Genomic DNA, 20250 nt, shown 5'->3' with positions numbered 1-20250 from the left:
CGCGTCCGGCGGAGGCCGGAGCGGAGGAGGCCCACGATGCGCCACGCTCGCGGCTGCGGGGAATCACCCTGACGGGGGATTCAAAATGCACTCACGGAGAGGTGGTGTCTCGCATGGGAGTGTTTGGTTTCTGGCCGCATCTCAGTTGACGACAGTCGGGCCAAGAAAGTTCCGCAGGAGACGTCCCAGGGGGTATGGTGCCGGGCCCTTTCGATGACCCAGGAGAACCCCACATGACCAAGGTCAAGCTCACCACGAACCACGGCGACATCGTTCTTCAGCTGAACGCGGAGAAGGCGCCGAAGAGCGCCGAGAACTTCGTTCAGTACGTGAAGGATGGGCACTACAACAACACCGTCTTCCACCGCATCATCAACAACTTCATGATTCAGGGCGGCGGGTTCTCGCCCGGCATGCAGCAGAAGCCCACGCGCGCCTCCATCCAGAACGAGGCGGACAACGGGCTGAAGAACAACAAGTACACGGTCGCGATGGCCCGGACCAATGACCCGCACTCGGCCAGCGCCCAGTTCTTCATCAACGTGGCCGACAACGGCTTCCTGAACCACTCCGGCAAGAACGTCCAGGGCTGGGGCTACGCCGTGTTCGGCGAGGTCATCGAGGGCCGCGAGGTCGTCGACGCCATCAAGGGCGTCCGCACCGGCACCAAGAGCGGCCACCAGGACGTCCCCATGGACGACGTCATCCTCCTGAAGGCCGAAGTCGTCGAGTAGTCCCGCCTCACGCGAGAGACCCCGGCATGCGGACGCGTGCTGGGGTTTCCGTGTCGGATGGATTCATGTCTTCGCGGGCTCAGTAGCGATACTGGAAGGCGAGCTGGACTCGAAGGGCGTGGCTGGACTCGTTGTTGATGGCGCGGCTGTATCCCCACAGTCCTTCGATGCCCGCTTGAGTCCCCTCGACGATGTCGGCGACCAGGTTCAGTGAGGCGTATTGCGAGCGCCGGAAGCCCGTGTCCCCCAAGGACGCCTCGTGCTCCCGGTCCCACACCTGGAGCCAGCCATACGTCGCGGTGGAGCTCAGCATCTCCGTCCATACATAGGTGAAGGCCGCGTAACCCCCCAGCACGGGCAGGGCGTCGAGCGAGCCATCCACCTCCGGCGCGGCGTCGTACTGTGAATCCCCCAGCTCGTTGACGTACGCGGCGATGCCCTGGCCGCCTGTGATTCCCAGCTGCAGCGTGTGCTCGAGGCCCAGATGACAGGCGCCCGTCAGGTTGCCGCCGAGGCCCAGCGCCGTGTCACGCGTCGCCTGCTCCGGGTCCCGGCTGCTCACCGCGCGAATCACGCCGGCGAGCTGGAGGTGGCCCCAGTCACTCTCCGCGCGCCAGGAGACGATGCCATCCGGCACGGGGTCCCGAGCCGTCTGTGCGCCGGTGGGGAGGTTGGCACCAGGCTCCTCGAGCGCGACCTGGAGGAACATCCGCACGTCTTCATCGTGGTTCAGCAGGTGGCCATAGCGAAGCACCGCGTGCTTCTGGAACACGAGTGCGTTGGGGCCCGCGAAGTCGAGTGTCCCGGGATAGGCGTCGGCGTCGGCGAACGTCGAGTCGGCGAACCCCGCGACGAGGCCACCGAGCTGTGCGTAGGCGTAGCTGGCGTGGATGCCGACCGAGGCGTGTGGCTGGGCGAAGCCCGCGTTGAAGTGCAGCCGCAGGGCGCCCAGGTCCGTCTGTCCGTTGAAGTCGACGGAGACGTCGGCCGGGTTGGCGATGGCGAGGGTCTCTGTGCTCGTCGACGCCGGGCGCTCCTCGCCTTGGACGGGGAGGGCGGAGGGGAAGAACCAGGTGGGCGTCTCCATCCGCTGGGATGTCACACGGAAGTTCGTGCTGGCGGCGATGCTCCGCTCCATGAAGGGGAGCCTCCGCGTCTCGTCTGCCGTGCGGGTGGCGTCCGTGGTGGCCGTTGGCGCGTCGGGTTCGGAAGGGTGGGCTTGGGCCTCCCAGGCCCCGGTGCTCAGCGCGGACAGCAGGGCGATGACGCCGCGCCGGAGGGTGGGTGACAAGGGCTCGAGCGTCATTGCTTCCTCGGTCACAAGACGTGCCTGGAAACATAGGGAGCTTGCTTGCCGGCACACGGCGCCCCCGAGGGAGGACGAGTGTCTGAGACTCTTCGACTCCGCTCCCTCCAGACGAAGGTGCGGGCTTCAGCGCGAGGCTTCGAGACATGCACGCACCGCGCCGGGCGTGTCATCATGGGCTACCATGTCTGACTATTTGTTCCAGTGGAACGACAACCCGGTGGAAGTCGACCTCTCCTCCCAGGTCCTCGAGCTCGAGGTGGATGACGAGGTGACGTTCTGGTCGGTGCGTGGTCGGCCGGACCTCAAGCGTGAGCGGAAGCAGGATATCGCCGCCATCGACGTGAAGGCGCCCGTCGAGCCTTACCTGTACCCCCAGCTTCCCTGCAGCCCGACTCTGGGGAACTGGACGCCCTCCCTGGCCTTCTCGCTCAAGGCCAAGGCCTTCGATGATGGGTGTCTCGCGGCGGTGGAGCTCCTGGTCCAGGAGGGGACACCGCGTCTGGCCGGGAGGCGCGGGCTCGTGGAGGGCGTCCGGAAGGTCTTGCGCGGACGGTGGTCCGCGTCGGCCTCGGATGACCTCGGTCGGGCGCTGGCCTTCTTGCAGGTCGCGCTGTCGATGTCGGGCGAGGTCGAGGAATCGGACGCGGGGGTGACGCGACTCGCGAAGAAGTTGCGGAAGGACTTCAATGACGATCCAACACACTCGAAGCCGCAGGGGTTCTATTCATGGAGCCCCGCGCTGCGGTCCGTGTTCCTTCAGGACCGGTTTCTCCAGACGGGCTTGCCGGCGAACATCGCCGAGCTGCTCCATCAGGCGCTGGCGGAAGAGCCTTCGAGGTTGGCCGACTACCAGCGGCACTTGAGCCTCATGGCTCGGCTGACGAATCCGCTGGTGAAGCCAGCAGTCCATGAAGAGGGGAGTGAGCGCTGCTTCCTTCCTCCGTCGGACTCGCATGAGGGGCGCATCGTCAAGTCTCTCTTCGCGACGAAGGAGCCGCCCGAGGGCTTCCAGCTCGTCCACGAGCTCATCCAGCGCATCCGTGACGGGCGGCTCGACACCACGCCCGGTCCTCACTCGGGTGTCTATGATTATCAGCTTCATGCCCTGGTGCCGCTGCTGTTCCCGGAGCGGACTCCAGAGGCGGAGCGGCTGGTCCTGGGGCCCAAGTATTGCGCGGAGCTGGAGGCCCAGTTCCGCGCGCTCTTCGCGTTGGCTCGGGAGACGCAGGCCAAGCAGCTCGAACAGCTCTACGGGGGAGGCTGCCCGCTCATCGTCGCACCCAAGCTCTCGCTCGAGCCACTCGCCGAGCACTATCGGCGTCGCGCGGAGACGTACCGGCTCCTCCGCCAACTGCTCGGGGAGTTCCTGGGAGCCCCCGCCCTGGCCCTGGCGCGTCGCCTCAAGCCCAAGGGCACCCACGAGGAATCCCTGTGGGATGAGCTCGTGTGGATGGAGCAGCTCTTCCGAGGAGCACATGCCATCGCTCGGAACGAGCTGGGCTTCGGCCCCATCCCCGAGGCGGACCTCTCCGCGGCCATGCTCACGCGTCGATGGATGCGCACCCATCATGAGGACCCGGACGTCGTGGAGGACCCTCGCTGCGTGGTGCCGCTCTTCTTCGATGTCGAGCGTCAGCAGACCAAGGTCTTGGCGGTCATGGGCTTCCTCTCCACCCCCGTGAAGGCTCACTTCCGGCGGAAGCCGCAGGTGACGGTGCTGGGTCCGCCGCCGTCTCCTCCCTGGACCACGACGCCCCGCTTCGAGACCCGCACGTTCAACACGCTCTGTCTCGTCACCGAGGAGGTCTATGTGAACAAGGTTCCAGACCGGGATGAGTTCCGGGCGCTGTGTGACAAGCACTACACCCGGGACGCTATCGTGAAGGCCCTGTGCCGTCGTACGAGACGCCGAGCCGGATGAGCTCCGCCTCGATGAAGGGGGCGAGTGCTCCCTTCGTCCAGTAGCGGACCTGGTTGCGGTTGCCGCCATGCAGCCCCACGGGGATGTTCCCCAGGAGCTCCATCAGGGTGCCAGGGTCGATGGGCGCGGGCGTGGGCTTCGCGTGCTGCTCCAGGACGGTGTCCTCGGCGTTGCGATAGCGGTAGTCGGCGCGTGACACGTCCCTGACGGACAGGACCTTGTACCGAGCGTCAGCGCCCTGGGGAGGTGGAATCGCGCGCAATCCCAGGAGGAGGTCTATCTCCGCGGGGTCTTGCTCGCCGTAGCGACACTCGATGGCGCCGAACTCCATGAGCAGCGCTCGGATGCGGCCGTCCTCGTTGAAGTCCTTGAAGCGGGCGTTGATGGGGTAGGTCGCGTACGTGGCTTGCGCGTCCAGGAGGGTGACGATGCCAATGTCCCAGCCCGACATGTCCCCGCCGAGCAGGCTGTAGAAGAAGCGCGCACCGCGCGAGCCGGCGGCCTGGAGGATGTCGAGGAGCTCGCCCACGGACCCGAGGTCACATCTCCGGGCGGAGACGCAGTGGCCAATGACGTTGCGCTTGTTGAGGACCGCGGAGTCCTTGGACAGGTCATCCACGTAGATGCGCCTGGCGAGGAGCTCGGTCTTGATGGCGGGGCCCAAGGGGGTGGTCACGTCGAAGGGATAGACGCTGACCCCGCTGCGGTGGGTCTTGGGGAGGAGGCCCAGGAGCTCGAACCGGGTGCCAGGTGCACAGTCCTCGGCCTTGGACGCCAGGCACTCCTCGGGGATGTGCCCGAGGTATGTGCCGTGCTCGATGCCATCCAGGTAGAGCCAGGTCGCGCGAGACAGGTCCCGCACCGCCAGGATTTTGTAGGTCTTGCCGTCGTGGCGGGAAGGGCCCCAGAGCGCGCGAAGCCCCTCGAGGACCTCCGCCTCGGCCGAGTCAGAGGTCATGGGCGGGGCGCGGGAGAGATTTCCATCGAGGGAAGTGGCGTGGAGCCCAGGACCTTGGGCCGCAGCGCGAGCAGCCGCAGTCCGTTGGCCACCACGAGCAGCGTGCTGCCTTCGTGCAGCACCACCGCGTGGCTGATCTTCGTGAGGCCCAGGAGCGTCGCGACGATGAGCACGCCGCTGACGCCCAGCGCGATGACCAGGTTCTGCTTCATCACCGTCGTGGCCTGCCGCGCCAGGCTCACCGCGAAGGGCAGCCGCGACAGGTCATCGCTCATCAGCACCACGTCCGCCGTCTCCAGCGCCGCGTCCGAGCCCGCGCCACCCATGGCCACGCCCACCGCCGCGGCGGCCAGGGCCGGAGCATCGTTGACGCCGTCGCCCACCATCGCCACCGAGCCCGTGCGCCCCATCTCCCGGACCGCTGTCACCTTGTCGGCCGGCATCAGCGGCGCCCGAGCCTCGTCCAGCCCCACCTGCGCCGCGATGGACTTCGCCACGCGCGAGTTGTCGCCCGACAGCATCACCGTGCGCTCGATGCCCTGCTGCTTGAGCGTGGAGATGACGTGCCGTGCTCCCGCGCGCACCGTGTCCGCCACCCCGAGCACCCCGAGGTAACGGCCCGCGCCGCGAACGACCATCGTCGTCTGTCCCGACTCCTCCAGCCGGTCCACGCGCGCCCGGATGCCGTCGGGGATGGTGTCTCCCTCGAAGAGCGCGAGGTTGCCCACGTCGACCACCCCGTCGCCCACCTTCGCGCGCAGGCCCTTGCCGTGGATGGCCTCCATGTCGGTGCCCGCGGCCGGCTTGAGCCCTCGCGAGCCCGCGGCCTCCACGATGGCGTGGGCCAGCGGGTGCGCGGAGAGCGCCTCCACCGAGGCCGCCGTGCCCAGCAGCTCCTCCTCCGTCACGCCGTCCATGGGCGCGGTGCTGAGCAGCTTCGGCTTGCCCACCGTCAGCGTGCCCGTCTTGTCGAACGCGATGGCGTTCACCTTGCCGAGCAGCTCCAGGTAGATGCCGCCCTTGATGAGCACACCGCCTCGCGCCGCCGCCGCGACCGCGGACAGCACCGCCGACGGCGTGGAGATGGCGAGCGCACACGGCGACGCGGCCACGAGCAGCGACACCGCGCGGAGCACCGCCTCCTCGAGCGGCGTGCCCAGGAGCACGAGCACCACGGGGAAGATGACCGCGCCAATCATCACCAGCGGCGCGAAGGTCCGCTCCAGCCGCTGGGCGAAGCGCTGGTTGGGGCCCTTCTGGGCCTCGGCCTCGGCCACCATGTCCACCACGCGCGCGAGCACCGACTCCGAGGAGAGCCGGGTGACCTCCACCTCGAGCAGCGCCTCGCAGTTCACCGTGCCGGAGAACACCTCGTCCCCGGGCTGCTTGGGGACGGGCATCGACTCGCCGGTGATGGCCGCCTGCTCCAGGGAGCTCTTGCCCTCGCGGATGATGCCGTCGAGCGGGACGCGGTCTCCCGGACGGACGACGACGCGGTCGCCTCGGAGCACCTGCGCCACGGGGACCTCGACCAGCTCTCCGTCGCGACGCACGCGCGCCACCTCGGGACGCAGCGCCCCCAGTGACTCGATGGAGCGCCGCGCGCGGTCCATCGCCCGATGCTCCAGCGCATGGCCCGCGCTGAAGAGGAAGAGGAGGAAGGCGCCCTCGAACCAGGAGCCCAGCACCGCGGCGCCCAGGGCCGCGACGACCATCATCGTCTCGATGTCGATGCGAAGCTGGAGCAGCGACTTCACCGAGCCCCGGATGGCGAAGAACCCGCCGCTCACGATGGACAGCGCCCACGCGGCGGTGGGCGCCCAGGTGAGGGCGGGGAGGAAGTGCTCCAGCGCCCAGCCTCCCACCAGCAACACGCCCGCGGCCACCACCAGCGGCATCTCCAGCAGCGGCGCCAGGCCCCCGCCGTGTGCATGGTGCGAGCACGCGTGCCCATGGCTGGGGACCTCCAGCGTGTAGCCCAGGGACTTCGCCTGGGTCTCGAGGTCCTTCAGGGAGACCGTCTCGCTGTCGTACTCGACGACGAGCCGCTCGCTGGCATAGGCCACGTTCGCGGACAGCACGCCCGACAGCTTGCCGAGCCCATGCTCGATGGCCGTCGCCGAGTCCGCGGAGGTCATCCCTCGCACGAACCAGGTGTGGCCCTTGTACCGCTTCGCCACCTGCGCGCCCGTGCGCTGCGCCGTCGCGAGCAGCGTGGCCGCGCTCACCAGCCCCGGGTTGTAGTGGAGGCAGATCTCCGGGTAGCCCTGGTCCCGGCGCAGGTGGACGTCGATGACGCCGTGCTGCGCCTCGAGCGCGGCCTCCAGCTTCTGGAACCGACCCAGGTCATCCGTCTCTCCCGGGAGCGCACCCTCCAGGTCGAGCTGGAGGGCCACGCCGCCCCCCTCGGCCGCGCGATAGCCGGGCGGACGGACGCGCTTCGGCTTCGCGTGGTGATGGCCATGACCGCCGTGGTCATGGTCGCAGCTCTCGCCATGCGCGTGGGCATGCCCGTCGCCGTGCGCATGGGCGTGGTCATGTCCGTGGTCGTGATTGCACCCCGGGCCGTGGACATGCGTGTCCGCGCTCTTGGTGCCGACGACCTTCAGGTCCTTGAACCGGGGCTTCGCGGCGGCGGACTTCTCCGCCGCGAGAGACGGCCCGTCGCCATGTCCGTGGTCATGCTTGCACTCTGGGCCGTGGACGTGGGTGTCCTGGGGGCTGCGATTCTTCTGTTCGGACATGGCGTGTTCTTCCTGAAGACCTAGTGGCGGTGGCGGCCGTGCTTGCGAGCAGAGGCGGGCTCCGGGGCCTTCACAGGCTCCGGGGCTTCTTCCTCTTCGTGGTGGTCCTCGTCCTCGTGTTCCTCGGGGATGGGCTGGGTGAAGCGCTGTCCCGCGACCTCCAGCGTGAAGGCCTTGCACTCGGCGGGCACGTCGAACTCCAGCACCGCGGGGAGCCGGCCCTCATACGACTTCAAGGTCCGTCCCTTCTCGTCGTAGACGGTGCCGCCCGCCGCCACCGTCATCGTCTCGTCCACGAGCACCGCCACCAGCTCCGCCATCTCCTCCATGCGGTCGGCGATGCGGTGGCACCACAGGTGGCCCACGCCGGGATAGGTCTCGTGGGAGACCTCCTCCATCTGCTCCTCGTCCACCTGGTCGCCCACGCCCACGAAGACGAAGCTCATCCGAGGCAGCCGGCCCGCGGCAATCTCCTTCGCCACCTGCGTGGCATAGGCCCGCACGTCGTTGCCGTCGGAGAGCTGCGAGTCGGTGATGATGACCGCCAGCCCCCGCCGCGCCCCTTGCTGCACCTGCTGCTTCATGTGCGCCACGAAGTCGCGGAGCACCGGGAGCATCACCGTGGCCTTGCCGTAGAAGCGCGGCCCCGGGAAGCGGAACTCCTTGGCCTGCGCCGCCGACAGCAAGCCCACCTCCTCCAGCTGGCTGCCGTCGCCCGTGGCCCAGTACGCCACGCGCACCTGCCCATCGCGGTCCTTGCTGGCCAGGTACTCCAGCATCCACCGCATCTGCGGCTCGACCAGGTTCTTCACCGGCGCCAGCTTCGCCAGCACGCCGCGAGGACCGTACTCGTCCTCCATGCTCGCGGAGCCATCCATGTAGAGGGCGACATCCAGTCCCTCCACGGTGGGGTCATGCAGCAGCGTGGCCACCACCTTGTTCCCCATCCGGTGCACGTCCGAGAACGGCCGGACAACCGCTTCGTGGCCAGCCATCAGTGGTGGTCCTCGTCTTCGTCGTGGTGGTCCTCGTCGGGCAGCGGCTGCTTGAAGCGCTGGCCATTCACCTCCAGCGTGAAGCTCTCCGCGCCCTCGGGGATGTCGAACTCGAGCACAGCGGGCAGGCGGCCCTCGTACGTCTTCAGCACCTGGCCCTTGTCGTCATAGATGGTGCCGCCCGCGGCCACCGTCATGTTCTCGTCCACGAGCACCGCGACCAGCTCCGCGACCTGGGTGATCTCCTTCGCGATGCGGTGGCACCACAGGTGGCCCACGCCCTTGAACTCCATGTGGGCAATCCGCTCGAGCTGCTCCTCGTCGATGCCATCGCCTACGCCGACGAGCACGAAGTTCATCCGGGGCAGGCGCCCCGCGACGATGTCCTTCGCCACCTGCGCGGAGAAGTGCTCGACCTCTTCCGCGTCATGGAGCTGTCCGTCCGTGACGATGACCGCGCAGCCGCGCTTGGCGCCCTTCGGCACCTGTGCCTTCAGATACTGCACATAGTCCTTCAGCGCGGGCGCCAGGAAGGTGTGTCCGCCGAGCCGCTTGGCGCCGGGGAACTTGTACTGCTGGACGTCCACGCCCTTGAGCTCGCCAATCACCTCCACGTCCTTGCCGGAATGCCCGGCCGCCCAGTAGGCGACGCGCAGCAGGCCGTTGCGGTCCTTGGTGGCCAGGTACTCGAGCATCCACTGCACCTGCGGCTCGACCTGGTTGGCGGGGTCCTTCAGCGGAGCTCCGCGCAGCCACTCCAGGAAGGAGCGCTTGGGGCGCTCGTACTTGTACTCGCCCTCCATGCTGCCGGATGCGTCCATGTAGATGCCGACGTCCAACCCCTCGACCGTGGGGTCATGCAACAGCACCGCACGGACTTTCCCCTCTTCGACGTGCAGATCCGAAAACGGCTCGACCGGTTTCTCGTGGCCCATGGTTCCCCCTGCTAGATGGCGGGACGGTATCACCTTCCGACAGTGCCAGCCGCGCTTGGTGCGCCGCCGACACTCTCTGAATCAGTGGTCGTCCTCGTCGTGGTGGTCGTCGTCCGGCAAGGGCTGCGTGTAGCGCTGGCCATTCACCTCCAGCGTGAAGCTCGTGGCCCCCTCGGGGATGTCGAACTCGAGCACCGCGGGCAGGCGGCCCTCGTACGTCTTCAGCACCTGGCCCTTGTCGTCGTAGATGGTGCCGCCCGCGGCCACCGTCATGTTCTCGTCCACGAGCACCGCGACCAGCTCCGCGACCTGGGTGATTTCCTGGGCGATGCGGTGGCACCACAGGTGGCCCACTCCCGGGAACTCCCTGTGGGCAATCCGCTCGAGCTGCGCCTCGTCGATGCCGTCCCCCACACCCACGAGCACGAAGTTCATCCGAGGCAGGCGCCCCGCGGCGATGCCATCGGCGATGTCCGCGGAGTAGCGCTCGACCTCTTCCGCGTCATGGAGCTTGCCGTCGGTGATGATGACCGCGCAGCCGCGCCGGGCGCCCAGGGGAACTTGCGCCTTCAGGTAGCGCACGTAGTCCTCCAGCGCGGGCGTCAGGTTCGTGCCGTCGCCGAGCCGCTTGGCTCCGGGGAACTTGTACTGCTGGACATCCACCCCCTTGAGCTCGCCGACGACCTCGACGTCCTTGGCGTCGGGGCCGCAGGACCAGTAGGCGACGCGCAGCAGGCCGTTGCGGTCCTTGGTGGCCAGGTACTCGAGCATCCACTGCACCTGGGGCTCGACCTGATTGACGGCGGGGCCCTTCAAGGGCGCGCCTTGCAGCCACTCCAGGAACGAACGCCGAGGGCGCTGATACTCGTACTCGCCCGACATGCTGGCGGACGCGTCCATGTAGATGGCGACGTCCAACCCCTCGACGGTGGGGTCGTGCAGCAGCACCGCGCGGACCTTCCCCTCCTCGACGTGGAGGTCCGAAAACGGCTCGACCGGTTTCTCGTGACCCAAGTGTTCCCCCTCTCAGCCAGGAGGCGAAACGGTATCACCTTCCCACGCGGCCCAGGGTCCGCGGGCGCGGTGCCTTCACTCGTCGAAGTCGGACATCCAGTCGGGCTTCTTCGCGGGAGCGGAGGAGGGCGCGGGAGCGGGCTTCGTCGGCGCGACGGCGGCCTCGCGCGGGGGACTCGAGAAGTCCTCCATCCACGCGGGCCTGCCGGACTTCGCGGGAGGCGGAGGCGTGGGCCTGGCGCGGGTCAACCGAGGCTTCTCCGCTCGGGGCTTCGCCGCCGCGTGCGCGTTGAGGAAGTCCTCCATCCATTCGCTCGGCCGAGGCGCCGCCGGGGGGGCGCGAGGCGGCACCGGCCGCTGCGGCGCGGGGCTCGTCGCACGCGGCAGCGAAGGTGTTTCGAGCCGGGGGGCACCTCCCGCGCGGACACTCGCGCGGAGCACGCGCTCCGTCTCGGTGGGCCAGCCGGGCAGGGCGGTCAGGGCCTGTCGCGCCAGCTCGAGGAACTGGGGCGCGGTGGCCTCTGGGGGGATGCGCACCTTCTCCGCGCGCAGCCACTCCGCCATGCGCGTGAGCAGTCCCGGGTGCTGGCGGCGGAGCACGGCCACATCGCCCTTCACCTCGTAGCCGCGCAGCTCCAGCTCGGCGATGGCCATGGCTCGGCTGGGCACGGGCAGCTCCATGCGCACCAGGGCGTCGGGGCCTTTGTTGCCGCCCGCGTCCTCCTGGAGCTGCGTCAGCACGTCATGGAGCATGCGCGCTACCATGGGGCCGTTGGACGCGTTGCCCACTTGCAGCTCGGGCGGCACCGAGGGCCACGCGAGCACGAGCCCGCGTCCTCCCGCGAGCACCTCCGGCCGGTCTCCCGGAAGCAGCGCGTGGTAGCCGCGCGGAGCGGTGGCGCTCTCGGGCGTCTGCACGTAGTGGAACGCGTCCGCCGCGCCGTGCGTCAGCCCCGCGAGCACATCCCCACGCGTCACCGTGAGCTGGCCCGGCACGCGCTGGGGCGAGGCGCTCGGCCACGGGCCGGACAGGTGCCCGTAGAGATACACCGGGTCGTTGAAGCCCTCCGCGTCCGCGGGGTGCTCGACGAGCTCCACGCTGAAGAAGAACAGCTCCGACGCGGCGATGCGCCGAGGCGTCCGCCCGGAGGCGACCTCGTGGTGCGTGAGCTGCGCGAGCGCTGAGGCGGGCAAGAGGCCCCGCTCGCTCGCGGGCACGACATGCACACCGCCCAGCGCGTCGAGCCCCACCCACCACTCGGGCTCGAGGACGTGCTGGGAATCCAACTGGAATGCGTCCACCACATGCACCACCGAGGCGGCATCCGAGTGGATGCGCTCCGGTGGCGTGGAGGCATGGGGAACGAAGTAGCGGGGCAGGTTCAAGGCGGTGGCGTGAGGCTCCCGCAACCGCGCGGGCCGCGCAAGCTCAGCCCCAGAAGCCCGCGTGGACGTCGCGTGCCTCCTGGAGCTCCACGGGGCCCTCCACCTGCGTGGGGACGCTGCCTCGCTCCAGGACCTCTCGGCTGGACATGAGGAGCCCACCCGCGCCCGGGCCCACCATCGCCCCGAACTGCGCGGAGGACAGCGCGAACACCACCCGCCGCACGCCGCCCCAGAAGATGGCGCCCGCGCACATCGCGCACGGCTCCGTGCTGGCGTACATCGTCGTGCCCGCGAGCTCCTCTGGAGAGAAGCGCTTCGTCGCGTCCCGCATCAGGTTGGACTCCGCGTGGCCCGTGCAGTCGCGCTGGGTCACCACGGTGTTCTCCCCCTCGAGCAGCACCTGTCCCCGTGCATCCACCAGCACGGCGCCAAAGGGGTGGTCCCCTCGCGCCCGGGCGCGGCGCGCGGCTTCGATGGCTTGGTGAAGGAAACGAGTCTCTTCGGGACGCATGGGCCAGCCTCCGGGGATGGGGCGGGCACCGTAACGGCGAGGAGGAGGGCTCGCCAGGGTTCCTCGGGGACAAGGGCCGTGAGCCTGTCAACCCGAGGACCGTGGCTCACGGGACCTGGACTCGTCGAAGGAGCCCAGGTCCCGGGAACGGCACATCAGACGGGACTACTGGTCGTCGCAGGGAGTGCCCAGGCGAGCACCCTCGTACACGCCGAGGTCGTTGTAGATGAGCGGCAGGTTCTCATCGACGGGCACCTGGCGCAGCTCCAGCGACTTCTTCTTGTTCTCGATCCACACGGACGTCTTGGCCTTGTCCAGCACCAGCCGCAGGTCGCCCTTCTTGGTGGAGAAGATCTCACCTTCGGAGTCGGAGATGACGTTCGTCATCTTCTGCGCCTTCAGCGCGCCGCGAGGGCCGATGAACACGCGGTAGTTCTTCTGGTCCGGGGTGCCGGTGCCCCGGTCCACGAAGTAGTAGTTGCCCTTCGTGTCGCGCAGCAGCGCGTAGGGCGCGAACTGATGCGGGCTGGGCGCGAAGGCGGACTTGCGCAGGACGTCCGCGGCGGGGCCCGCCTCCATCACCGTGAGGGCGATGTTCTTCTCACCGCAGCGCAGGGCGCACGTGTTCGCCTTCTTGTCCAAGTCGATGTCGGAGACCACGCGCCAGTCCATGCCCCGGAAGTTGGGGTTGGCGGACTTGTTGAAGAAGCGCGGCTCCAGGAAGCTGCGGCCGGAGGTGAAGGGCAGGGACGGCACGAGGAAGAAGGTCTTCCCGTCGCCGTAGTAGAGCTGGTCCCCGCCGCGGTCCTCGTCCGGAACCACGGCGACGTAGTGCCCCTTGCCGTCCGCGCAGACGGTGGTGGCTTCCATGACCATCTTCTGGCCCAGGTTCTCCTCCTTGCCCCAGGGGGGCTGGAGGGTCTCGGCGGCCATGGACGCGCTGCAGGCGAAAGACACCGCGACGGCGGCGATACGCTGGAAGTTCATTGCAGGTCTCTCGGTGACTAAAGGTTCGTCTTGAAGAACTTCGTGGCGGCTTCCTGCTGGTTGGAAGCGTCGCGCGAGGTGGTCCAGATGACGCGGTCCGCGTCGAGCTTCGGCGCGGGGCTGTCCGCGAAGCGGCAGCTCACCTGCTTCACGCGCGCCTTGAAGGTCTGCTTGGCGATGGTGGAGACCTTGCACAGCTCCACCATGGACTTGAGCGGCGCCTCGCAGAAGCTGGAGATGCTCAGGTCCTTGAGCTGCTCGTCCGTGACGGAGGCCCAGTCGATGTTCGCCGCGACGCTGGTGCCGCAGGCGTTGTTCGCCTCCAGGAGGCTCTCGGCGTAGTCCTTGTCGTGGCGGGCCATCTCGCCCTTGCGGTCGAACGCCATCAGCTTCTCCAGCGTGCCGTCCGCCTGCTGCTTCTGGTGCTGCTCGTAGACCTCGTCCGACTCGAGCGCCTTGGTGCGCTTCTCGTCGAAGGAGACGTCAATCTCCTTGGAGCGCCCGGGCACGTACAGCTCGTAGTGCGAGTTGCGCATGTGCAGCACGGTGTAGCCCCGGCCGTGCCACTGGGTCGTGTAGTTGTGCTGCTCGGTGCTGGAGCTGCTCCAGTCCTTGAGCACGTACGGAAGCACCTTGCCGTCCAGGTCGGAGCCGGTGCCCTTCACGCGAAGCAGGAACTTCTTCGACGAGCGCGGGGTGAGCGGCACCACGGCCACTTCCTCGCCCTCGCGGCCGACGTAGACCTTCCCGTCCTCCACCGGCGCCGCGAGGCTGGAGGTCGCCCCCAGCAGGAGAGTCGTCACGAATAGCGAGAACAGGTTTCTCAAAGCAATTCACCTCAGGAGGTGGGGCCGTCCGGGGACAGCGCCATGTGTCAGAGCTCGATGTCGTGCTGCTTGCAATACTTTCGGACCCGGGACTGCTCCGCCCGGGAGACCTTGGGCCACTGGGCCTTGGCGTTGCTCAGGTCCCCCTGACGGCAGAATGCCCGGGTGAGCAACGAGTAGGACGCCTGTGGGATGACCTTGGGTTCCCTCCGCTGGCTGCTGCGTGCCAGACGGATGGCCTCCGCGGTGTCTCCCCCACTTAAAGCTCGTTCGGCGTCGGTCAAAAGTTGCCTGACCTCGTCAGAGAGTTTTTCCGGAGCTTCGGGCCGGGTGGAAGGACGCGTGGAGGGGGGCTGGGGCTTCGGCTCGATGCCGGTCGGGTTCGCCGGGGGCGTGACCTCCGGGGGCGTGGTGCCCGTCTGGGGCGCCGTGACGACCTGGGTCCCCGTGGGCTGCGCCGTGGTTCCGGTGACCGTCGGCGGCGCCGTGGTTCCGGTGACCGCGGGCGGCGGCGGCGTCGTCCCCTGATTCTGAGAATTCGCGGCGGGGGTCCCCGTGGAGCCCTGGGGGTGGGTGGGGACGGGGTCGTGGGGGGGCTGCTGCGTCGGTCCCTGGCGCGTCATCCACCAGCCCGCGCCGCCGATGACGACCAGGCCCACGATGGCGAGCGCGGCCACGGGCGCACGGCCCTTCGTCGCGGGCACGACCTGCGCCGGGGGCGTGGAGGCCACGTGGAGGCTCGGCTGTGGCGGCGTGGGGGACGCGGGCGTGGGCGCCGCGAGGCCGGGCGAGGGCTGCGACATGAACGTGGGCTCGAGCCCCGGAGGGTCCAGCTGCGCCGGGGCCAGCCGAGGCACGGGCTGGGACGTGAGCGTGGGCTCCAACTGCACGGGGTCGAACTGGGCCACGGGCGGAACGACGGGCTCCGTGCCCATCGCCTGCGCCACGCCCATCCGTCCCGTGTTGCCCGCGGCGAACGCACCGGAGGGCGCGACGGGGTCCACCTGTCCCATGCGGCCGGTGCCTGGAGCGAGCGTGGCCTCGAAGCCCATGCGCCCCGTGTCCGGGCCCTGGCGGACGCTGCTGGGGGCCAGGGTGTTGGACAGGGAGGGCGGGCCCTCGGAGGGCAGGGCCACGCCGGAGGGCGAGCCCGTGGGGCGCGGCGTCGTGGCGTGGGAGCCGGTGGTGGAGCTGAGCGTGAGCAGCGGGCTGCCCGTCAGCGCTTCCACGAAGGAGGCCACGTCCGGGTAGCGCTCCTCCGCGCGCTTGGAGAGGGCCTTGTCCACCGCGGCGATGGCGTGCGGCGGAGCCTCCGGACACAGCGGGGCGAGCGGCGCGGGGGGCTCGTAGACGACGCGGAAGATCATCTGCGCGATGCCGCCGCCACCGAAGGCGGGGGTGCCCGTCATCATCTCGTAGACGATGCAGCCCATCGCGAAGATGTCCGTGCGGGCGTCAATCTCCCGGTTGCGGCCCTGGGCCTGCTCGGGGGACATGTACTGCGGCGTGCCGATGAGCGTCGCCTCCTGCGTCTGCACCGTCCCGGAGTCGAGGACCTTGGAGATGCCGAAGTCGAGCAGCTTGAGCCGCTCCCCCACCACGCCGCCGGAGTCGGTGGGGACGAGGAAGACGTTGGCCGGCTTGAGGTCCCGGTGGACGATGCCCGCGCCGTGCGCGGCCTGCAGCGCGGAGCCCATCTGCCGCGCGAAGGAGTACACGTCGGTGAGGGGCAGCCGGCCTCGCTCCACGCGGGACTGGAGGCTCTCGCCGCGCAGGAACTCCAGCACCAGGAACGGGGTGCCGTCCTCCAGGGTGTCGTAGTCGAGCACCTCGACGATGTTGGGGTGGCCCAACCGGGAGGCAATCTCCGCCTCCCGGCGGAAGCGGGCGAAGATCTCCGCCGTCAGGTGGTCGCCCCCGCGCAGCACCTTCACCGCGACTTGTTTGCCGGGCAGCCGCAGGTGTTGGGCCAGGTACACAGAGCCCATGCCGCCGCGCCCCAGGATGGAGACGACCTTGTAGGTGTTGCGAAGGACCGTATCGATGGACAGGTCGCCGTCTAACGGTCGGATCATGGGGCTGGGGCTCGCACGGGAATTCCTGGGGGTGTTGTCCCCCATTCCATCCTCCCACCCCACCATGAGGCAACCTTTCCGAGGAAGGATTCCGGACGGACAGGGAGGCCGCCCGCTGGAACCGCTGGTGGCTTTCCGCCAGCCTGCTAAGGAAGCGGTCGGTATGACAAAAGCCGCGCCCAAGGACTCCCTCGAGGTTCGAGTCCGCCGCATCCACCGCCGCGACCTCAACCGGACGTGGGAGTTCCTCAAGCTCGTCTTCCGCGACGTGAACCGCGAGACGGTGGAGTACCAGCGTCCCCGCTCCAAGCGCCGCTTCATGGAGGTCTACACCTCCGAGTGGATCGAGCAGCTGCTCTACGAGGTGGACGGGAACATCGTCGGCTACTCCGAGTGCGCCTTCGAGGCCACCGGCGACGACAACTGGGTGAACCCGCGCTGGTTCGAGAAGCGGGGCATGCGGCCGCTCTTCGTGGAGGAGCTCGCGGTGCACCCCGACTACCAGGGCCGGGGCGTGGGCAGCTTCATGTTGGATCAGCTCCAGCACCTGGCGCGCACGCGAGGCTGCACGCACCTGGTGCTGGAGGTGGCGGAGAACAACGAGTCCGCGCTGGCGTGGTACCGGGCGCGGACGTTCTACAAGCTCGACGCGGCCATCTTCCTCGCGCAGAAGGTGCCCGGAGAGCCGGACCTGCTGCCGCCGCGCCGGCTCAAGCGCCGCGCCAAGGTGGCGGAGGAGACGGCCGCCACGCCCAACACCGGACCGATGCCCGCCTCGCCCGCGCCGAAGGCCAGCGCGCGCAAGACGCGGGCCTCGGCGGCGAAGAAGGGCGGCTGAGCCCGCTCAGGCGGGCAAGGGCTCGGGCGTGTCGTGGGGCGAGGGCAGGGCGGGCGACTCGCCCACCACCTCGTCGTGCTGGCTCAGGTCGAGCCCCTGTTCCTCCTGCGCGTGGGTGACGCGCAGCGGGACGACGCGGTCGACCAGCTTGTAGAGCAGGTACGAGCCCACGAAGGAGAAGGTCGACACCAGGACGAGCGCGGCCAGGTGCATCAGGAACGTGCGCGTCTCCCCATGGATGAGCCCCACGTCCTTGGCCAGCACGCCCGTGAGCACCATGCCCACCACGCCGCCCAGGCCGTGGCAGGGAAACACATCCAGCGTGTCGTCCAGCGACGTGCGGCTCTTGAGGTGGACGGCCGTGTTGCTCACGAAGCTGGCTACCAGTCCCACCAGGATGCTTTGGCCCACGGTGATGAATCCCGCCGCGGGAGTGACCGCCACCAGGCCCACCACCGCGCCCACGCACGCGCCCAGGGCGCTCGGCTTGCGGCCGCGCAGCCAGTCGAAAGCCATCCATCCCAGCATGGCCGCCGCGGACGCCGTGTTGGTGGTGGCGAAGGCGAGCGCCGCCAGTGCGGACGCCGACAGCGCCGAGCCCGCGTTGAAGCCGAACCAGCCGAACCACAACATGCCCGTGCCCAGCATGACGAAGGGCAGGTTGGCGGGCGTGTGGGCCGCGTTCTCCAGATGCGCCCGGCGTCGCCCGAGCACCAGCGCGCCCGCGAGCGCCGCGAAGCCCGCGGACATGTGCACCACCGTGCCGCCCGCGAAGTCCAGCACGCCCCATTGGCGCAGAAACCCCTCCGGGTGCCACGTCCAGTGCGCGAGCGGCGCGTAGATGAACAGCGCGAAGAGCACCATGAAGAGCAGATACGCCTTGAAGCGGACCCGCTCCGCGAAGGCTCCCGTGATGAGCGCCGGGGTGATGATGGCGAACTTGAGCTGGAACAGCGCGAACAGCAGCAAGGGAATGGTGGGCGCCAGGTCCGGATGCGTCTGCTCCCCCACGCCGCTGAACATGAAGAAGGTGCGCGGGTCGCCAATGAGCCCGTGAAAGCTGTCACCGAAGCTCAGGCTGAAGCCCACCACCACCCAGAGCAGGCTGATGACCGCCATGGCGATGAAGCTCTGCAACAGCGTGGAGACCACGTTCTTCAGCCGCACCATGCCGCCGTAGAAGAATGACAGGCCCGGGGTCATCAGCAGCACCAGCGCCGTCGCGGTGAGGAGCCACGCGGTATCCGCCGGGTTGAGCGGGCCTCCTTGCTTCACCTGCGCCGCCGGCGTCACCCACATGCCCGCCACACCCACGCCCACCAGCAAGGCCACTGCCAGCCACTTCTTCATCGCGCTCCCCCAAGGAGGGTTGACGCAATGCATTGTGGTGCCGGGGTGTTCCAGAATCAATGGGGCGAAGCACTAATTCGTGGTCGCCAGCTCTAAATCTCCTTCATTTAGTCCTAGATGGCGTGAATCGGGTGTCGGCTAGTTGATGATGATGCGGCCGTCCTTGATGTCCAGGTTCTCCCCGCCCTTGAGGACGACGTTGCCCGCGTCGGTCTGGACGGTGCAGGGGCCGGAGCCCTGGATGGTGACGGAGGCCGTCTGGCTCTTGCCGAACGAGACGGTGGTCTTCACGCCGCTGCACACGACCGACCACGTGTACTCGCGCGAGTCGCGGTTGTAGTAGCGCACGGTGATGGCGGCCCACGCGGTGGACGACACCATCAGGCCGGCCATGAGCGCGGCCATCGAGAGTCTTGCTTTCATTGCCACATCCCCCTTCGTCGGGAAGTGGGCACAGTCATACCCGGTCGCCCTGACGCACGCTCGTCCTCGCGCGAAGACATACCCGTGGAGATGCCAGTCGTTGCCTCCTCGTGGAGTTGTACGTCGGCATAGAAATAATCGAGACGCTGGGGCTCAAGGCGCGGCGTGGGGTGCGTGCTCCGCGTGCTCGAACTGCTCCGGATGCAGATGGAACCAGCGGGCGATGAGCATCACCTCCTGCGCCTCGTGCGCGCGCAGGCCCAGCGTCTCGGGCTCCGGGCGCTCGAAGACCTCCTGGGCCCGGGCCGCCAGGGCTTTGCGCTCGCGGAGGGTTCTGGGCGCGGGCCGCTCATCGCGCACGCTTCCCCGGCGCAGGATGTAGACGCGGTCGTCCCCCGCGTGGCCTGGAACGGAGTACACGAAGGTCAGCCGCTTCATCGTCTGGCCCAGGGAGACCATCCACTGCCGGAGGTGCTGGAGCCGCTCGGCGCGGTCCCTGAGCTCGGCGGCGTACTCGAACTGGAGGCGCCGGGCCGCGAGCGCCATGCGCTCATGCAGCAGCGCGAGCGGCGTGTCGGCGTGCCCCTCGAGGAAGGCGCGGGCCTGGGCCACGTGGGCGTGGTACTCGGCGCGGGTGCAGCCCCCGGCGCACGGCGCGAGGCAGCGCGAGACCTTGCCCCGCATGCAGAGCGGCTCCTGCGTGAGCGGGAAGAGCTGTCCCTGGTCCGCGAGCCTCATGGGCGTGTCCGCCGCGCAGTCGCGCAGCTCCAGCAGGTCGTTCACCGCGCGCGCCACCTCGGAGACGGTGTGCGTGCCGTGGAAGGGGCCGTAGTAGTCGCCGCTCGCGCCGGTGACGCGGGTCACGACCTGGAGGCGGGGCACGGCCTCCTGCGTGAGGTGGAGGAAGCAGTGGCTCCGGTCGCGCTTGTGCTCCACGTTGTAGAGCGGGCGGTGGAGCTTGATGAGGCGCAGCTCCCGCAACAGCGCGGCGAACTCGCTGGGCGTGTGCTCCCAGTCGATGTCGTGCGCCCGGGCGATGATGTCCGCCGCCTTGTCGCCGGGCTCGGCGCGGAAGTACGAGAGCAGCCGGGTGCGCACCCGCACGGACTTGCCGACGTAGAGCACCTCTCCGGAGGGCCCGAGCATCCGGTAGATGCCAGGGCGGTTCTCCGCCTGCGCGCGGACGTGGGCCAGGAGTGAGGCGACGCGGGGAAGCATGGGCGGCGGACCTGCCCGGCATGGG

At 68.9% G+C, this 20250-nt stretch carries 17 protein-coding genes; 3 read left to right on the top strand and 14 right to left on the bottom strand.

The genetic code is table 11. The features are described 5' to 3' along the window. The first annotated feature begins 233 nt into the window (after window positions 1-233). On the top strand, window positions 234-734 hold the full coding sequence (locus tag MYSTI_RS33525) for a peptidylprolyl isomerase (RefSeq protein ID WP_015352282.1): 501 nt from the start codon (window positions 234-236) through the stop codon (window positions 732-734). A 79-nt stretch (window positions 735-813) separates the two neighbouring features. Here MYSTI_RS33525 and MYSTI_RS33520 read toward each other — a convergent pair whose 3' ends face one another. Beyond that, a complete protein-coding gene (locus tag MYSTI_RS33520) occupies window positions 814-2040 on the bottom strand; it encodes a DcaP family trimeric outer membrane transporter (RefSeq protein WP_015352281.1) in 1227 nt (408 codons plus the stop codon). A gap of 184 nt (window positions 2041-2224) precedes the next feature. Between MYSTI_RS33520 and MYSTI_RS33515 the strand changes: the two genes are divergently transcribed. Then, window positions 2225-3964 (top strand): hypothetical protein, encoded by a 1740-nt coding sequence (locus tag MYSTI_RS33515; protein WP_015352280.1) that lies wholly within the window; start codon window positions 2225-2227, stop codon window positions 3962-3964. Here the strand turns inward: MYSTI_RS33515 and MYSTI_RS33510 are convergent. From MYSTI_RS33510 to MYSTI_RS33460, 10 genes are all read right to left on the bottom strand, one after another. Continuing rightward, a complete protein-coding gene (locus tag MYSTI_RS33510; RefSeq protein ID WP_015352279.1) occupies window positions 3918-4922 on the bottom strand; it encodes a hypothetical protein in 1005 nt (334 codons plus the stop codon). The genes MYSTI_RS33515 and MYSTI_RS33510 overlap by 47 nt on opposite strands. Beyond that, the gene (locus tag MYSTI_RS33505) at window positions 4919-7666 is read right to left on the bottom strand and encodes a heavy metal translocating P-type ATPase (protein WP_015352278.1); all 2748 of its coding nucleotides are present in this window, start codon (window positions 7664-7666) and stop codon (window positions 4919-4921) included. Before MYSTI_RS33505 ends, MYSTI_RS33510 begins: the two co-directional genes overlap by 4 nt. A 20-nt stretch (window positions 7667-7686) precedes the next feature. Next, window positions 7687-8661 (bottom strand): vWA domain-containing protein, encoded by a 975-nt coding sequence (locus MYSTI_RS33495; RefSeq protein ID WP_015352277.1) that lies wholly within the window; start codon window positions 8659-8661, stop codon window positions 7687-7689. Then, entirely contained in the window at window positions 8661-9596 is a 936-nt protein-coding gene (locus tag MYSTI_RS33490) for a vWA domain-containing protein (protein ID WP_015352276.1), read from the bottom strand. The genes MYSTI_RS33495 and MYSTI_RS33490 overlap by 1 nt, the downstream gene beginning before the upstream one ends. A gap of 81 nt (window positions 9597-9677) precedes the next feature. Further along, complete coding sequence (locus MYSTI_RS33485) at window positions 9678-10610, bottom strand: vWA domain-containing protein (RefSeq protein ID WP_015352275.1); 933 nt, start codon at window positions 10608-10610, stop codon at window positions 9678-9680. A gap of 75 nt (window positions 10611-10685) precedes the next feature. Further along, window positions 10686-11996, bottom strand: coding sequence for a hypothetical protein (locus tag MYSTI_RS33480; protein WP_015352274.1), 1311 nt, complete (start codon window positions 11994-11996; stop codon window positions 10686-10688). A gap of 43 nt (window positions 11997-12039) precedes the next feature. Then, window positions 12040-12507 carry a nucleoside deaminase gene (locus MYSTI_RS33475; RefSeq protein ID WP_015352273.1) on the bottom strand — a complete coding sequence of 156 codons (468 nt, stop codon included), beginning with the start codon at window positions 12505-12507 and terminating at the stop codon, window positions 12040-12042. 165 nt (window positions 12508-12672) lie between these two features. Then, window positions 12673-13494 carry a hypothetical protein gene (locus MYSTI_RS33470; RefSeq protein ID WP_015352272.1) on the bottom strand — a complete coding sequence of 274 codons (822 nt, stop codon included), beginning with the start codon at window positions 13492-13494 and terminating at the stop codon, window positions 12673-12675. A 17-nt stretch (window positions 13495-13511) separates the two neighbouring features. Beyond that, a complete protein-coding gene (locus tag MYSTI_RS33465) occupies window positions 13512-14297 on the bottom strand; it encodes a hypothetical protein (protein ID WP_233278040.1) in 786 nt (261 codons plus the stop codon). Between the two features lie 71 nt (window positions 14298-14368). Next, window positions 14369-16441 (bottom strand): serine/threonine-protein kinase, encoded by a 2073-nt coding sequence (locus MYSTI_RS33460; protein WP_015352270.1) that lies wholly within the window; start codon window positions 16439-16441, stop codon window positions 14369-14371. Between the two features lie 118 nt (window positions 16442-16559). Between MYSTI_RS33460 and MYSTI_RS33455 the strand changes: the two genes are divergently transcribed. Continuing rightward, on the top strand, window positions 16560-17234 hold the full coding sequence (locus MYSTI_RS33455; protein ID WP_015352269.1) for a GNAT family N-acetyltransferase: 675 nt from the start codon (window positions 16560-16562) through the stop codon (window positions 17232-17234). A gap of 6 nt (window positions 17235-17240) precedes the next feature. On the opposite strand, the gene MYSTI_RS33450 is transcribed toward MYSTI_RS33455, so the two are convergent. The 3 genes from MYSTI_RS33450 to MYSTI_RS33440 form a co-directional block, all read right to left on the bottom strand. Beyond that, window positions 17241-18584 (bottom strand): ammonium transporter, encoded by a 1344-nt coding sequence (locus MYSTI_RS33450; protein ID WP_015352268.1) that lies wholly within the window; start codon window positions 18582-18584, stop codon window positions 17241-17243. A gap of 138 nt (window positions 18585-18722) precedes the next feature. Further along, window positions 18723-19007, bottom strand: a complete 285-nt coding sequence (locus MYSTI_RS33445) for a hypothetical protein (RefSeq protein WP_015352267.1) — start codon at window positions 19005-19007, stop codon at window positions 18723-18725. Window positions 19008-19160: 153 nt separating this feature from the next. Next, complete coding sequence (locus tag MYSTI_RS33440) at window positions 19161-20225, bottom strand: UvrB/UvrC motif-containing protein (RefSeq protein ID WP_015352266.1); 1065 nt, start codon at window positions 20223-20225, stop codon at window positions 19161-19163. Between the last annotated feature and the right edge of the window lie 25 nt (window positions 20226-20250).

Source organism: Myxococcus stipitatus DSM 14675 (genome assembly GCF_000331735.1).
GTDB lineage: Bacteria > Myxococcota > Myxococcia > Myxococcales > Myxococcaceae > Myxococcus > Myxococcus stipitatus.
This window is presented reverse-complemented; position numbering and strand designations above follow the sequence as displayed.

Coding starts and splice junctions, on each gene's coding strand:
- MYSTI_RS33525 (WP_015352282.1), top strand. CDS start 234: ATGACCAAGGTCAAGCTCACCACGAACCACGGCGACATCGTTCTTCAG.
- MYSTI_RS33520 (WP_015352281.1), bottom strand. CDS start 2,040: ATGACGCTCGAGCCCTTGTCACCCACCCTCCGGCGCGGCGTCATCGCC.
- MYSTI_RS33515 (WP_015352280.1), top strand. CDS start 2,225: ATGTCTGACTATTTGTTCCAGTGGAACGACAACCCGGTGGAAGTCGAC.
- MYSTI_RS33510 (WP_015352279.1), bottom strand. CDS start 4,922: ATGACCTCTGACTCGGCCGAGGCGGAGGTCCTCGAGGGGCTTCGCGCG.
- MYSTI_RS33505 (WP_015352278.1), bottom strand. CDS start 7,666: ATGTCCGAACAGAAGAATCGCAGCCCCCAGGACACCCACGTCCACGGC.
- MYSTI_RS33495 (WP_015352277.1), bottom strand. CDS start 8,661: ATGGCTGGCCACGAAGCGGTTGTCCGGCCGTTCTCGGACGTGCACCGG.
- MYSTI_RS33490 (WP_015352276.1), bottom strand. CDS start 9,596: ATGGGCCACGAGAAACCGGTCGAGCCGTTTTCGGATCTGCACGTCGAA.
- MYSTI_RS33475 (WP_015352273.1), bottom strand. CDS start 12,507: ATGCGTCCCGAAGAGACTCGTTTCCTTCACCAAGCCATCGAAGCCGCG.
- MYSTI_RS33470 (WP_015352272.1), bottom strand. CDS start 13,494: ATGAACTTCCAGCGTATCGCCGCCGTCGCGGTGTCTTTCGCCTGCAGC.
- MYSTI_RS33460 (WP_015352270.1), bottom strand. CDS start 16,441: ATGGGGGACAACACCCCCAGGAATTCCCGTGCGAGCCCCAGCCCCATG.
- MYSTI_RS33455 (WP_015352269.1), top strand. CDS start 16,560: ATGACAAAAGCCGCGCCCAAGGACTCCCTCGAGGTTCGAGTCCGCCGC.
- MYSTI_RS33450 (WP_015352268.1), bottom strand. CDS start 18,584: ATGAAGAAGTGGCTGGCAGTGGCCTTGCTGGTGGGCGTGGGTGTGGCG.
- MYSTI_RS33445 (WP_015352267.1), bottom strand. CDS start 19,007: ATGAAAGCAAGACTCTCGATGGCCGCGCTCATGGCCGGCCTGATGGTG.
- MYSTI_RS33440 (WP_015352266.1), bottom strand. CDS start 20,225: ATGCTTCCCCGCGTCGCCTCACTCCTGGCCCACGTCCGCGCGCAGGCG.